The organism is Curvibacter sp. PAE-UM, from assembly GCF_001432305.1.
Lineage (GTDB): Bacteria > Pseudomonadota > Gammaproteobacteria > Burkholderiales > Burkholderiaceae_C > Hylemonella.
In genome coordinates this window covers 519925-533641 of record NZ_KQ483358.1, presented here as the reverse complement: position 1 = coordinate 533641, position 13717 = coordinate 519925, and the positions used below count along the sequence as shown (strand labels likewise).

12 protein-coding genes are annotated in these 13717 nt (G+C 66.7%); 8 read left to right on the top strand and 4 right to left on the bottom strand.

Annotation, left to right across the window (positions count from 1 at the left end):
- Positions 1 to 2: 2 nt before the first annotated feature.
- Together AO057_RS02665 and AO057_RS02660 are read right to left on the bottom strand one after the other, a co-directional pair.
- Entirely contained in the window at positions 3 to 1709 is a 1707-nt protein-coding gene (locus tag AO057_RS02665) for a GMC family oxidoreductase (RefSeq protein WP_057674174.1), read from the bottom strand.
- A 144-nt stretch (positions 1710 to 1853) separates the two neighbouring features.
- Positions 1854 to 3365 (bottom strand): CoA-acylating methylmalonate-semialdehyde dehydrogenase, encoded by a 1512-nt coding sequence (locus AO057_RS02660; protein WP_057674173.1) that lies wholly within the window; start codon positions 3363 to 3365, stop codon positions 1854 to 1856.
- Between the two features lie 91 nt (positions 3366 to 3456).
- Between AO057_RS02660 and AO057_RS02655 the strand changes: the two genes are divergently transcribed.
- Positions 3457 to 4353: a LysR family transcriptional regulator gene (locus AO057_RS02655; protein ID WP_057674172.1), complete on the top strand. Its 897-nt coding sequence runs from the start codon at positions 3457 to 3459 to the stop codon at positions 4351 to 4353.
- 3 nt (positions 4354 to 4356) lie between these two features.
- Here AO057_RS02655 and AO057_RS02650 read toward each other — a convergent pair whose 3' ends face one another.
- Both AO057_RS02650 and AO057_RS02645 read right to left on the bottom strand, forming a co-directional pair.
- Positions 4357 to 5868 (bottom strand): DASS family sodium-coupled anion symporter, encoded by a 1512-nt coding sequence (locus AO057_RS02650; RefSeq protein ID WP_057674171.1) that lies wholly within the window; start codon positions 5866 to 5868, stop codon positions 4357 to 4359.
- Positions 5869 to 5959: 91 nt separating this feature from the next.
- Positions 5960 to 6742, bottom strand: a complete 783-nt coding sequence (locus tag AO057_RS02645) for an enoyl-CoA hydratase/isomerase family protein (RefSeq protein ID WP_057674170.1) — start codon at positions 6740 to 6742, stop codon at positions 5960 to 5962.
- A 97-nt stretch (positions 6743 to 6839) separates the two neighbouring features.
- Between AO057_RS02645 and AO057_RS02640 the strand changes: the two genes are divergently transcribed.
- From AO057_RS02640 to AO057_RS02610, 7 genes are all read left to right on the top strand, one after another.
- Positions 6840 to 7970, top strand: a complete 1131-nt coding sequence (locus AO057_RS02640) for an MlaE family ABC transporter permease (RefSeq protein WP_057674169.1) — start codon at positions 6840 to 6842, stop codon at positions 7968 to 7970.
- 157 nt (positions 7971 to 8127) lie between these two features.
- Complete coding sequence (locus tag AO057_RS02635) at positions 8128 to 8919, top strand: ABC transporter ATP-binding protein (protein WP_082605381.1); 792 nt, start codon at positions 8128 to 8130, stop codon at positions 8917 to 8919.
- A 10-nt stretch (positions 8920 to 8929) separates the two neighbouring features.
- A complete protein-coding gene (locus AO057_RS02630) occupies positions 8930 to 9865 on the top strand; it encodes an MlaD family protein (RefSeq protein ID WP_057674168.1) in 936 nt (311 codons plus the stop codon).
- An 11-nt stretch (positions 9866 to 9876) separates the two neighbouring features.
- Positions 9877 to 10497 carry an ABC-type transport auxiliary lipoprotein family protein gene (locus AO057_RS02625; protein ID WP_057674167.1) on the top strand — a complete coding sequence of 207 codons (621 nt, stop codon included), beginning with the start codon at positions 9877 to 9879 and terminating at the stop codon, positions 10495 to 10497.
- Between the two features lie 120 nt (positions 10498 to 10617).
- Complete coding sequence (locus AO057_RS02620; RefSeq protein ID WP_057674166.1) at positions 10618 to 11712, top strand: TRAP transporter substrate-binding protein; 1095 nt, start codon at positions 10618 to 10620, stop codon at positions 11710 to 11712.
- Between the two features lie 126 nt (positions 11713 to 11838).
- Positions 11839 to 12366, top strand: coding sequence for a TRAP transporter small permease subunit (locus tag AO057_RS02615; RefSeq protein WP_057674165.1), 528 nt, complete (start codon positions 11839 to 11841; stop codon positions 12364 to 12366).
- Positions 12359 to 13684 carry a TRAP transporter large permease gene (locus AO057_RS02610; protein ID WP_057674164.1) on the top strand — a complete coding sequence of 442 codons (1326 nt, stop codon included), beginning with the start codon at positions 12359 to 12361 and terminating at the stop codon, positions 13682 to 13684. The genes AO057_RS02615 and AO057_RS02610 overlap by 8 nt, the downstream gene beginning before the upstream one ends.
- The last annotated feature ends 33 nt before the right edge of the window (positions 13685 to 13717 follow it).

Here is a 13717-nt window from a genome sequence, read left to right as displayed (position 1 = left end):
GCTCAGGCCTCGCTCAGGATCAGGTGTGCCGCGCGCTCGGCGATCATCAAGGTCGGTGAGTTGGTGTTGCCGCTGGTGATGGTGGGCATGACACCGGCATCGGCTACGCGCAGGCCGCGGATGCCGCGCACGCGCAGCTGCGGGTCGACCACGGCCATGGGGTCGTCCGCACGTCCCATGCGCGTGGTGCCCACCGGGTGGAAGATGGTGGTGGCGATGTCGCCGGCCAGTCGCGCCAGGTCTTCGTCGCTCTGGTACTGCACACCGGGTTTCCATTCCTGCGGCTGGTACTTCGCCAGCGCCGGTTGCTCCACGATGCGACGGGTCACGCGCAGCGAATCGGCCGCCACCTTGCGGTCCTGTTCGGTGCTCAGGTAGTTGGGCGCAATCGCCGGTGCATCCTCGAAGCGATTGCTGCGGATCTGGATGGTGCCCCGGCTGGTCGGGTTGAGGTTGCAGACGCTGGCGGTGAAGGCGTTGAAACCGTGCAGCGGTTCACCGAAGGCGTCCAGCGAGAGCGGTTGCACGTGGTATTCGATGTTGGGCCAGGGCTGGGCCGGGTCGCTCCGGGTGAAGGCACCGAGCTGGCTGGGCGCCATGCTCATGGGGCCGCTGCGCTTGATTGCGTACTCCAGCCCGATCATGGCCTTGCCCCACAGGCTGTTGGCCATGGTGTTGAGCGTCTTGACACCCTGCACCTTGTAGACCGAGCGGATCTGCAGGTGGTCCTGCAGGTTGGCACCAACGCCGGGCAGCTCGTGCACCACGGGCACCTCGTGGCGGCGCAGCAGTTCGCCCGGGCCGATGCCCGAAAGCTGCAGGATCTGCGTGGAGCCCACGCTGCCTGCGGTCAGCACCACCTCACGCGTGGCGGTGGCCGTCACCATCTCCTGGCCGGTCCAGACCTGCACGCCGGTGCATTGCTTGCCGCCATCGGGCGCGGTGTCCACGACCAGGCGCGCCACCTGCGCCGAAGTCCAGAGCTCGAAGTTGGGGCGTCCGTAGCATTTCGGGCGCAGGAAGGCCTTGGCCGTGTTCCAGCGCCAACCGCTCTTCTGGTTGACTTCGAAGTAACCCACGCCTTCGTTGTTGCCGCGGTTGAAGTCCTCGCTGGCAGGGATGCCGGCCTGTTGCGCCGCTTGAGAAAAGGCGTCCAGCACGTCCCAGCGCAGGCGCTGCTTCTCGATGCGCCATTCGCCCCCCGTGATGTGGTGGCGCATCAGCGTGCGGTAGTGGTCGGTGGGGTGTTTTTTGAGGTCGAGCAGCTCGGTCGGCACGCCTTTGGCGCCGTGCAGGGCGTCGGCGCCCTTGTAGTAGTCCTCGTGGTGCTTGAAGTAGGGCAGCACCTGGTCCCAGCGCCAGCCGTCGTCGCCGGTCAGCTGCGCCCACTGGTCATAGTCGCGCGACTGGCCGCGCATGTAGATCATGCCGTTGATGCTGGAGCAGCCGCCCAGGGTCTTGCCGCGCGGGTAACGCAGGCTGCGGCCGTTCAACCCGGCGGCCGGCTCGGTGTTGTAGAGCCAGTCGGTGCGCGGGTTGCCGATGCAGTAGAGGTAGCCCACCGGGATGTGGATCCAGTGGTAGTCATCCCGGCGCCCCGCCTCGATCAGCAGCACGCGCTTGCTGGCGTCCATGCTGAGCCGGTTGGCCAGCAGACATCCCGCCGTGCCGGCGCCGATGATGATGTAGTCGAACGTCATGTCGCTCATGGTGTGGGCTCTGCTGGGCTGGCGTTGGCGGGGGCTGCTTGCACGGGGCGGCGAGGCGGGCTCAGAGGCGCTGCGCTTTGCCACATCACCCGCCCCGCCGCCCCGCACACCGGGCTTGAGGGGCATGCGAAGACTGCAAAGGCGTCATTTGCTCGTAGGCATGGCGAACTCGGCACCCTTGCCGATGCTCTCCGGCCAGCGCTGCATCACCGACTTCTGCTTGGTATAAAAGCGCACGCCTTCTTCGCCGTAGGCGTGCATGTCGCCGAACAGCGAACGCTTCCAGCCGCCGAAGCCGTGCCAGGCCATGGGCACGGGAATCGGCACGTTGATGCCGACCATGCCGACCTGGATGCGGCGGGCGAATTCGCGCGCCGCATGACCGTCACGCGTGTAGCAGGCCACGCCGTTGCCGAACTCGTGGTCGTTGACCAGCTTCACGGCGGTGGCGAAGTCGGGCACACGCACGCAGGCCAGCACCGGGCCGAAAATCTCTTCCTTGTAGATTTTCATCTCGGGCGTGACGTGGTCGAACAGCGTGCCACCCAGCCAGAAGCCTCCTGAGCAGCCGGCACCGGCCGCCTTGCCCTGGAAGCCGCGGCCATCCACCAGCAGCTTGGCGCCTTCCTTGGCGCCGTGCTCGATGTAGCCCGTGATGCGCTGGTGCGCGATACTGGTGACGATGGGGCCCATCTCGGCATCCAGCTCCATGCCGTTCTTGATCTTGAGTGTCTTGGTGCGCTCGATCAGCTTGGGCATGATCTTGTCGGCCACGTCGCCCACCAGCACCGCCACCGAGATGGCCATGCAACGCTCGCCGGCCGAGCCGTAGGCCGCGCCGATCAGGCCGTCCACCGCCTGGTCCAGGTCGGCGTCGGGCATGACCACCATGTGGTTCTTGGCGCCGCCCAGGGCCTGCACGCGCTTGCCGTTGCGTGCGCCAGTCTCATAGATGTAGTTGGCAATCGGCGTGGAGCCCACGAAGCTGATGGCCTTGACGTCATGGTGGGCCAGCAGCGCGTCCACGGCCTCCTTGTCGCCCTGCACCACGTTGAACACGCCGTCGGGCAGGCCGGCCTTCTTCAGCAGCTCGGCCATGAAGAGCGAGGGGCTGGGGTCGATCGGGCTGGGCTTGAGGATGAAGGTATTGCCTGCGGCCAAGGCCACCGGGAACATCCACATCGGCACCATCACGGGGAAGTTGAAGGGCGTGATGCCCGCCACCACGCCCAGGGGCTGGCGCATGGTCCAGTTGTCCATGCCGGTGGAGACCTGCTCGGTGTAGTCGCCCTTGAGCAGCTGCGGAATGCCAGTGGCGAATTCCAGGATCTCGATGCCGCGCGTCACCTCGCCTTGGGCGTCGGTGAAGACCTTGCCGTGTTCGGCGGTGATCAGGCGCGCCAGGTCGTCGCGGTGGTGGTTCATCAGTTCGAGGAACTTGAACAGGATGCGCGCGCGGCGCAGCGGCGAGGTGTCGGCCCAGGCCGGGAAGGCGGCCTGCGCGACGGCCACGGCCTTGTCGACTTCGGCCGCGCTGGCGAGGGCGGTGCGACCGCTGACGGCGCCGGTGGCGGGGTTGTAGACGTCCTGCGCGCGGCCGGACGTGCCGGCGGCGATCTTGCCGGCGATGTAGTGGTCAATATTTGCAATGCTCATGGTGAAGTCTCCTCGGGGATGGCGAAGTGTCGGGGAAATCCAGGCATTTTTCCAATGATTTGCCCAAAATGGTGGTATAAATTTTTCAAATATGGCTACCGTTCCCGACCTCCAGGCTTTGCGCGCCTTTGTCGCCGTGGCGCGGGAGGGCAATGTCTCGCGCGCGGCGGCCCGTTTGCACCTGAGCCAACCGGCCGTCAGTTTGCAGCTCAAGGCTCTCGCTGAACTTACAGGCCTGCAGCTGTTCACGCGCACGCCGCACGGCCTGGCGCTCACGCCCGACGGTGCGGCCCTGCTGCCGCAGGCCGAAAAGGCGCTGGCGGCGCTCGCCGATTTCGGCCAGGCGGCGCAAAGCCTGCACAGCACCGTGCGCGGCCGCCTGCGCATCGGCACCATCCTCGACCCCGAGTTCATTCGCCTCGGCGCCTTCCTCAAGGAACTGGTGGAGACCGCGCCGCAGATCGAAACCGAACTGCGCCAGGGCATGAGCGGCGAGGTGCTGGCGCAGATCGGGCGCGGCGAACTGGATGTCGGTTTCTACCTGGGCTTGCCGGGGGAAACGCAGGAGGGGCCGTACGAGGCGCGCGTGCTTTCGCACTTCAGCTACCGCGTGCTGGCGCCGGCTGGCTGGGGCGAACAGGTGCTGGGCCGCGACTGGAAGGCCCTGGCCGCCCTGCCCTGGATCGCCACGCCGCCGGCCTCGGCTCACCACCGCCTGCTGGCCGGTGTCTTCGGTCCGCTGGGCGTGAGCCCGCGCCAGGTGGCCCTGGTGGACCAGGAGGCGTCCATGCTGGACCTGGTGCGCTCCGGCGTAGGCCTGAGCCTGGTGCGCGAGTCCATCGCCATCACCGAGGCGCAGGCGCGCGGCCTGGTGGTGGCGGACCGGGTGAGCCTGGACTGTCAGCTCTGCTTCGTCAGTCTGCGCGCGCGGCGCGGGGAGCCGGTGCTGGCCAGCGCATGGGCGGCGCTGGGACAGGTCTGGCGCTGAGCCTTACTTGCCCAGGTAGCCCATCCACTGCCAGTACGTCGCCCCCAGCAACAGCACCAACGCAAAGCCGATCACCGTGAGCACCAGCCCCGTGCGCACGAAGTCGCGCACGGCAAAGGTGTCGGTGCCGTAGGCCACCATGTTCTGTGGCGCATTGACCGGCAGGATGAAGCCGAAGCTCACCACGAATTGCAGCAGCATGGTCATGCCCACCAGGTTCATGGGGGCGGCGTCGGGGCCGCCGGCGATCTGCTGCAGCACGCTGATCATGATGGGGATCATGGCCGAGGCCAAGGCCGTGGCGCTGGCAAAACCCAGGTGCACCACGATCAGGAACAGCGAGAGCAGGGCCAGGATCATGAAGGCCGAGGCGCCGGCCAGGCCCAGGTTGGCGACGATGATGTTGGCCAGCCAGGCCGCGGCCTTGGTCTGCAAGAGCGCCGTGCCCAGGCTGATGCCGGTGCCGAAGAGCACGATGGTGCCCCACGGAATACGCGACTGCGCCTGCTTCCAGCCCATGACACCGATGCCTGGCGTGAACATGAGCGCGATGGCGGCGATGGTGGTGGACGAGGTGTCGAAGGGGTGCAGCACCTTCTCGGTGGCCCAGAAGGCCAGCAGGGTGAGGGTGATGAACAGCAGTTTCTTCTCGGCCCAGCTCATCGGTCCCAGGGCATGCAGGGCCAGGCGGATGGTTTCCTTGCCGCCGGCGATTTCCTTGGTCTCGGGCGGCATCATCCTGATCATCACGAAGTACAGGGCGATGGACATCAGGATGGACCAGGGCGCGGCGGCAATCAGCCAGTCGCTCCAGGTGATGGTCTGGCCGTAGGCCTTTTCGATGAAGCCGATGGCCACCATGTTCTGCGCCGCCGCCGTCTTGACGCCCACGTTCCAGATCGAGGCGGACTGGGCCGTGGCGATCATCAGCATGCCGGCGAAGCGCGAGCGCTGGTCGACACCGAAGGCCAGGATGATGCCCATGATGATGGGCACCAGGCAGGCCACGCGCGCCGTGGTCGAGGGCACGAGGAAGGACAGCACGATGCCCACCAGGATGGCGCCGATCAGCACGCGGTTGGTCCGTGCCCCGACCTTGGAGAGGATGAAGAGGGCAATGCGCTTGTCCAGCCCGGTGATGGTCATGGCCGCGGAGAGGAAGCAGGCCGCGGCCACCAGGGCCAGCGCCGTGTTGGCAAACCCGCCCAGCGCCAGCGTGAGCGCCGGCCCGGTGCCCAGCATGGCCTCAGGTTTGGCGGCGTTGGGCGCCAGGCCCAGCATGAAGGCCATGAGGGTGGTGATGAGCACGGCGCTGATGGCGTAGTCCACCGCTTCGCTCACCCAGAGGATCACGGAAAACAGCAGCAGGCCCAGCATGATCTGCCCGGCCACCGGCAGCCCCGCCGGTTTGGGCAGCAGCATGACGATGATCAGGCCGGCCAGGGCGGCCAGCAGACCCGCCACGTTGACGGATTCGCGCGCCGGAGCGCGGCTTGTCGCTTCACTCGATGTCATGACGTCTCCTCCTAGGTTGGAATAGTCGGGCCATGCTACGCCGTCAACGAGTCCGGAATTTGACGTGGGTCAAAGTCCGGGTGGCCTGTGCTCAGCGCCCAGGCCAGACCGGCTTGCGCTTTTCCTTGAAAGCCGCCTGGCCCTCTTTGGCGTCTTCCGTCAGCGTGAAGAGGGCGATCTGGCTTTCGGTGAAGGCCATGGCCTCCTCGAAGGCCATGGCCTCGATCTTCTTCATCGTGTACAGGCCGCGGCGGATGGCAGCCGGCGACTTGTCGAGCAGGCGCTCCAGCAGCCACTGCAGGCGGGCATCGACATCGTCGTCCACGTAGTTCACCAGGCCGTATTCCAGGGCCTGGGCCGAGTCCAGCGGTTCGCCCGTCAGGCACAGTTCGGCCAGCTTGCGGCGCGGGATCTGGTGTTGCAGCACGCTGAGCACCTGGGCCGGGAACACGCCGACCTTGACCTCGGGCAGGCCGAAGACCGCGTGGCGGGCGGCCACCGCCAGGTCGCACATGGCCAGCAGGCCCATGCCGCCGGCCATGCAGGCGCCGTTGACGCGCGCGATCAGCGGCACGGTGCTGGCCTGGGCGGCGCGCAGCACACGCGCCACGTGGCCGTGCGGCTCGGAGTAGTCGGTGGTGAAGGCCTGGTCGGCCTGCAGGTCGGCGCCGGCGCAGAAGGCCTTCTCGCCCGCGCCCGTCACGACGATGGCGCGGACCTCGCGCTGCGCCTGGGCCGCGTCGATGGCGCGCGCCATGGCGGCCAGCACGCCGTGGCTGACGGCATTGCGGCGCGCTTCGCGGTGAATCGTGAGCCATAGCACGGGACCGCGCTGTTCGACCAGCAGCTCGTCGGTGGCGGGGGTGGCGCTCATGGGCTCTCCTGTGGAGTATGTGCAATGCCGCTATTGTGGCGGCGAAAACCCGCTTACCATCAGGGACAGCGCCACATCCTCATAACTCATAAGTCCCATGACCGCGCAGTCCCCGACCATCAGCCGCCAGCCGCAGCCGCAAGGCGGCGACGCGGTGCTGCAGGGGCCGTGGACGGCGGCGGCGCTGGCCGTGCCGTCAGCCTGGACGGCCCTGCACCGGGAGCTGCGCAACCTGTGCCAGGGCCCCGCGGTGGCACCGGGTTGGGACCTGCGCCAGATCACGCGTTTTGACCACGTGGGCGCCCAGTTGCTTTGGAACAGCTGGGGCCGTCGCTGGCCACCGCGGCTGGAGGCACTGCCGGCCCAGCGTGCGGTGCTGGAGCGTGTGGCGCGCTACACGGTGTCCATGCCGCCGCGCGAACGACATGCTTGGGCTCACGCGTGGTGGACGCTCGGGGCTGAGGTGCTGAGCGTGCTGGGGCACATGCTGGGCATGTTGCGGCTGGTGGGGCAGCTGGCGCTGGACATCGGGCGCCTGCTGCGTCACCCGATGCAGGGGCCCTGGCGCGACTTTTCCGGGCACCTGTACCACTTCGGTACCACGGCGCTGCCCATCACGGCGCTGGTGGGCTTCCTGATCGGGGTGGTGCTGGCCTACCTGATGGCGCAGCAGCTCCGCCTCTTCGGCGCCGACCCGTTCATCGTCAACATCATGGGCATCGCCGTGATCCGCGAGCTCGGGCCCGTGCTCGCGGCCATCCTGATTGCGGGGCGCTCGGGTTCTACCATCACCGCGCAACTGGGCGTCATGCGCGTGACGGAGGAGATCGACGCCATGCGCGTGATGGGCATAGCGCGCAGCTTTCGGCTGGTGCTGCCGCGTGTACTGGCGATGACGGTGGCCATGCCCCTGGTGTCGGTCTGGACCACGGCGGCGGCGCTGCTGGGCGGCATGCTGGCAGCGGACGTGACCCTGGGCGTGTCGCCCACTTACTTCATCACGGCATTGCCTGACGCCGTGATGCCGTCCAACCTCACGCTGGCCTCCTCCAAGTCGGCGATGTTTGGGCTCATGATCGCGCTGGTGGGCTGCCATTTCGGCTTGCGCATCAAGCCCAACACCGAGAGCCTGGGGCAGGGCACGACGGCGTCGGTGGTGGTGTCGATCACCCTCGTGATTCTGGTGGACGCGCTGTTCGCCGTCGTGTTCAGGAACGTGGGGATATGAGCACCACACGGCCGCCCGAAGGCGCGAGGGCCTCCCTTGGGGCTGACGCCCGCGGCTCCATGCCTGCCAACGCAGGCATGGACGGAAGGAAGAGTCTCTGCGTCTTGCAGAGACACGTCCAGCGAGGACATGCCATGCCGAGCGTGGGGGTCTTGATATGAGCGGCCGCACCGTCGTCGAAATCGAGAACCTGAGCACGGTGTTCCGTTCGCCCGGCCGGCAGGCGGTGGTGCACCGCGACCTTGACCTGCGGGTCGAAGAGGGGGAAGTGCTGGCCATCGCCGGGGCTTCGGGCAGCGGCAAGACCGTGCTGCTGCGCCAGATTCTGGGGCTGGAGCGACCCAGCAGCGGCCGGGTCACGGTGCTGGGACAGCCGGCCTCGCGCATGACCGAGCCGGGAGCAAGCAGCCGGGTGGGCATGCTGTTCCAGCATGGCGCGCTCTTTCTCGCCTTCAGCGTGCTGGAGAACATAGCCTTTCCCCTGACGGAACTGGGTACGCTGCCGCCGGATCTGGTGCGTGACGCGGCACTGGTCAAGCTGCAGCTGGTGGGGCTGGAGCCGGTCCAGGCGCTCAAGATGCCCTCGGATCTCTCCGGCGGCATGATCAAGCGCGTCGCACTCGCGCGCGCGCTCATCATGGACCCGCCCTTGCTGTTGCTGGACGAACCCACGGCCGGCCTGGACCCTGACAGCGCCGACGCCCTGTGCCGTCTGCTGCGTTCCCTGCACCGTGAGTTGGGACTGACGGTGGTGATGGTCACGCACGATCTGGATACGATCTTCGATCTGAGCACGCGGGTGGCGGTGCTGGCCGACCAGAAGGTGGTCGTCAGCGCGCCGGCCCGGGAGGTGGCGCGCTTCAAGCATCCCTTCGTGCAGGATTTCTTCCAGGGCGAACGCGGACGACGCGCGCAAACCCTGTTGCCGGACATGGACCAGAAAGGTTAGAAGAACCCCTATGGAGAACAAGGCACACGCGATCGCAGCTGGCGTATTTGTCCTCGGAGTGACAGCGCTGCTGATTGTTCTGGCGGTCTGGCTGACCCGCGATACGGGCGGCATGCGTCGTTACGAGATCGTCACGCGCAGCACTATCACCGGCCTGCAGCCGCAGGCCGCCGTGCGCTACCGCGGCGTCAAGGTGGGCAAGGTGGCCCGGATCGACCTCGACCCCAAGACGCCGGGCCTGGTGCTGGTGCTTGTGGATGTCGAGCCCGACACGCCCGTGACGCGCTCCACCTACGCAACGCTGGGCTACCAGGGTTTGACCGGCATTGCCTTTGTGCAGCTTGACGACACGGGGGAGGCACCCGGCGCATTGCAGCCCGAGCCGGGCAGTGCGCTGGCGCGCATCCCGCTGCGGGCGGGGCTGATGGAGCAGTGGTCGGCCCAGGGCGGCCGCGTCCTGGAGCAGCTGGAGGAGACCACGCGCCGCGTCAACCTGCTGCTGGCACCCGAGAACCAGCGCGCCCTGCGCAAGAGCATCGATGCCCTGGGCGAGGCCGCCGCCGCCGTGCCGCCGGCCATGCAGGAGGCCCGTGTTTCCTTCCAGGCCATGCGCGAGTCGGCCAACAGCGTCGGCGCCAGTGCCGAGCAGGTGCGCAAGACGGCCGACCACTATGCGCGCCTGGCCCAGCGCCTGCAGCAGCCCGGCGGCACGCTGGACCAGCTGCAGCAGGGCGTGGGGTCGCTGGCGAGCACCGGCCAGACCCTGCAGCAGTCCAGCCTGCCGCGCCTGAACCGCGCGCTCGATGACGCCGGCCGCTCGGTGCGCCAGGTGGGGCGCGCCGCCGCCACGCTGGACGACAACCCCCAGGCCCTGATCTACGGTCCCGCCCTGGCCCTGCCCGGTCCGGGCGAGCCCGGTTTTGTCGTGCCGCGAGGTGCGCGATGAGGAGAGACGACGTGACCCAAACAGCCGCCCCTTTCCGCAGCGCTGTCCGGTGGACGCTGCTGTTGTCGGCCGCCCTGCTGTCGGCCTGTGCCGGCTTGCCCGAACGCGCTGCGGCACCGCTGCGTTATGACTTTGGCCCGGCCGCTGCCGTTCTTACCCAGCCAGCGCCGGGCACGCGGCCGCTGCTGACCTTGCGCGTGCAGGCCAGTCCGGCGCTGGACAGCCCGGCCATGCTGTATCGCCTGGCGTATGCCGATGCGCAGCAATTGCGTGCCTACAGCCAGGCACGCTGGGCCATGGTGCCGGCTGAACTGGTGCAGCAGCGCCTGCGCGAGGGCCTGGGCCGGCAGTTTGTACTGACCCCCGGTGATGTGGCGCCGCGCCTGCTGCTCATCGAGCTGGAAGAGTTCAGCCAGCTTTTCAGCAGTGCGGAGCAGAGTGCAGGTTTGCTGCGCCTGCGCGCCACGCTGCTGCAGCGCACGGCCGCTGGCGAGCAGCTGCTGGCCCAGCGCGAACTGCAGCTGCAGCAGCCCGCCGCCAGTGCCGACGCGGCCGGTGGCGTGCGCGCTTTGGGGGCAGCCACCGATGCTGCGGTGACCGAACTGGTGCAGTGGCTGCAAACGGAACGATAAGCATGCATACAAACTGAGGCTTGCCCCAACATGGTGCAAACCCCAGTATCGTCAGTGCCCTGACTCAGGCACGCTCCTTGCGGACAGGGTGTCATCCATCCACAACCCAGGAGCTTTCCCATGAAACTTGACCGTCGTTCGTTTGTTTCCAAGAGCGTGACTGCCGGCGCCGCTGCCGGCGCGCTGGCCTTCCCCATGGTGGCCAAGGCGCAGCAGAGTTTCAACTGGAAGATGACCAGTGCCTACCCCAAGGGCTCGCCCTTTTATATGGACGGCCCGGGCAGCGCGACCGATCTGGCCAAGCGCATCAATGACATGTCCGGCGGACGCCTGAAGATCCAGGTCTTCGGCGCCGGTGAACTGATCCCGGCTTTCGAAGGCTTCGATGCCGTGCGTGCCGGAACCGTGGAGATGAACCACGCCAACAGCTACTTCTGGACCGGCAAGACCTTTGCCGCCCAGTACTTCACCGCCGTGCCTTTCGGCCTGAACTTCCAGGGCATGAACGGCTGGCTTTACGACGGCGGCGGCATCGATCTGTGGAACGAGGTCTACGCACCCTTCGGCATGGTGGCCATGCCCTGCGGCAACACCGGCGTGCAGATGACGGGCTGGTTCAAGAAGGAGATCAAGAGCGTCGCCGACCTCAAGGGCCTGAAGATGCGCATCCCCGGCCTGGCCGGCAAGGTCTACGCCAACCTGGGTGTGGACGTGAAGGTGCTGCCCGGCGGGGAGATCTTCCCGGCGCTGGAGCGCGGCGTGATCGACGCGGCCGAGTTCGTCGGTCCCTACCAGGACCGCCGCCTGGGCCTGCAGAAGGCGGCCAAGTACTACTACACCACCGGCTGGCACGAGGCGGCCACCGTCTCCGAGCTGCTGATCAACAAGGCCGCCTGGGACAAGCTGCCCAAGGACCTGCAGGCCATCGTGCAGAACGCCTCGGCCGCCTGCAACGTGATCAGCGAAGGCTGGTGCCAGAAGGCCAATTCGGAAGCCATGGAAGACCTGATCAAGAACCAGAAGGTCATCGCCAAGCCCCTGCCCGATGCGGTGATCAAGGCCCTGCGCAGCGAGACCGAGAAGGTGCTGGCCGAGGCCGTGGCCAAGGACCCGCTGGTCAAGAAGGTGCACGACTCCTACATGGGCTTCAAGGCCAAGTACGACCGCTGGGTCGAGGTCAGCGAAGAGCAGTACCACACCAAGGTCCGCGGCTGAACGAGGGTCCGTACCACCACGTTCGCGCTGAGCCCGTCGAAGCGCATTGCCAACCATAACAAGGACTTCGACAAGCTCAGCCCGAACGGGCGAGGGGTTTGCAGAGGTCTATGCGAAAGGTATTTCATGAAAAACAAGGCGATCACCTCCGTGATGGAGAAGATTGAATCGCTGGTCGATGTCGTCGGGCGGGCCACCCTCTGGGTGGCCCTGGCCATGATCGGACTGGTCGCGGTCAATGTTCTGCTGCGCTACTCCTTCAGCTTCGGTTCGGTCTGGGCCCAGGAACTGGAGTGGCACCTGTTGGCCGCGCTCATCCTGCTGGGCATGTGCTACGCCCTGCAGCGTGGCGACAACGTGCGCGTGGACCTGTTCTACGCGAACTACTCGGCGCGCAAGAAATTCATCGTCGACGTGATCTCGCTGCTGCTCATGCTGGCGGTGGCGCTGATCTTCGTCAAGGTGTCGATCGCCTACGTGATGCAGGCCTATTCCATCCAGGAGAGCTCACCCGACCCCGGGGGCATCCCGCTGCGCTGGATCGTCAAGTCGCTGATCCCGATCGGCTACGGCCTGGTGGCCCTGCAGACGGTGGCGGCCTTGTTGCGCCTGTTTCACGAGCGTGCACAGTCGGTGGAGGGTGGCCATGTTTGAACCGCAGACCTATGCCATCCTGATGCTGGTGGCCTTCTTCGCCCTGTTGATGCTTGGCGTTCCGGTGGCCACCACGCTGGCGACCGTGGGTTTCATCTTCGGCTACCTGGGCTTTGGTGACGGGCTGTTCAGCCTGCTGCCAGCGCGTTTCTACGGCATCGTGGCCGGTTACCAATGGATGGCGATTCCGCTTTTCGTCTTCATGGGCGTGATGCTGGAGAAGTCCCGCCTGGCGGATGACCTGCTCGATGTCATGGGCCACATCGCCGGCGGCGTGCGCGGCGGCATGGGCGTGGGCATCATCCTGTTCGGCGTGCTCATGGGGGCGACCACCGGCATCGTCGGCGCCACTGTCATCACCCTGGGCCTGCTGACCCTGCCCACGCTGATCAAGCGTGGTTACAACAAGAGCATCGCCTGTGGTGCCATCTGCGCCTCGGGCACGCTGGGCCAGATCATCCCGCCCAGCCTGATCCTGATCCTGCTGTCCGACATCATGCAGCTCTCGGTGGGCACGCTGTTTGCCGCCGCGGTCGGCCCCGGCCTGCTGCTGTCGGCGGTCTACATCATCTTCCTGCTGGTGCTGGGCTGGCTCAAGCCCGATCTGATGCCGCCGATTCCGCAGGACGAGCGCGACGGGGTCTCGCGCCGCCAGCTCTGGATCCGCTTCTGGAAAGTCGTGGTGCCGCCCATCATGCTGGTGGTGGCCGTGCTGGGTTCCATCGTCGGCGGTATCGCCGCGCCGACCGAGGCCGCTTCCATGGGGGCCGTCGGTGCCGTGCTGATCACCGTTTTCACGGGTCGCTTCACCCTGAAGGTTCTGAAGGACGTGGCGCTGGATACCAGCAAGATCACCGCCATCATGATGCTCATCCTCATGACGGCCCAGGTCTTCGCGCTGGCTTTTCGTGGCCTGCATGGCGAAGACCTGATCACGCGCATGTTCGATCTGCTGCCCGGCGGCGTGAACAGCGACATCTGGTTCATGATGTTCCTGATCTTCGTGCTGGGTTTTTTCATCGAGTGGATCGAGATCAGCTACATCGCCGTGCCCCTGTTCCTGCCGGTGCTGCTGGCCCAGGGTGTAGACCCGGTCTGGCTGGCCATGCTGATCACGGTCAACCTGCAGTCCTCCTTCCTGACGCCGCCTTTCGGCTGGGCGCTGTTCTACCTCAAGGGGGTGGCGCCGCCGGAGGTGACGATCAAGGACATCTACAAGGGCGTAATCCCTTTCATCACCATGCAGTTCCTGGCGCTGCTGCTGTTGTTCTTCTATCCGCAGATCGCGCTGTGGTTGCCCAAGGCCATCGGCTGGTAGCATGATCAAGTGGAAAGGCGCCGGTCGGCGCCT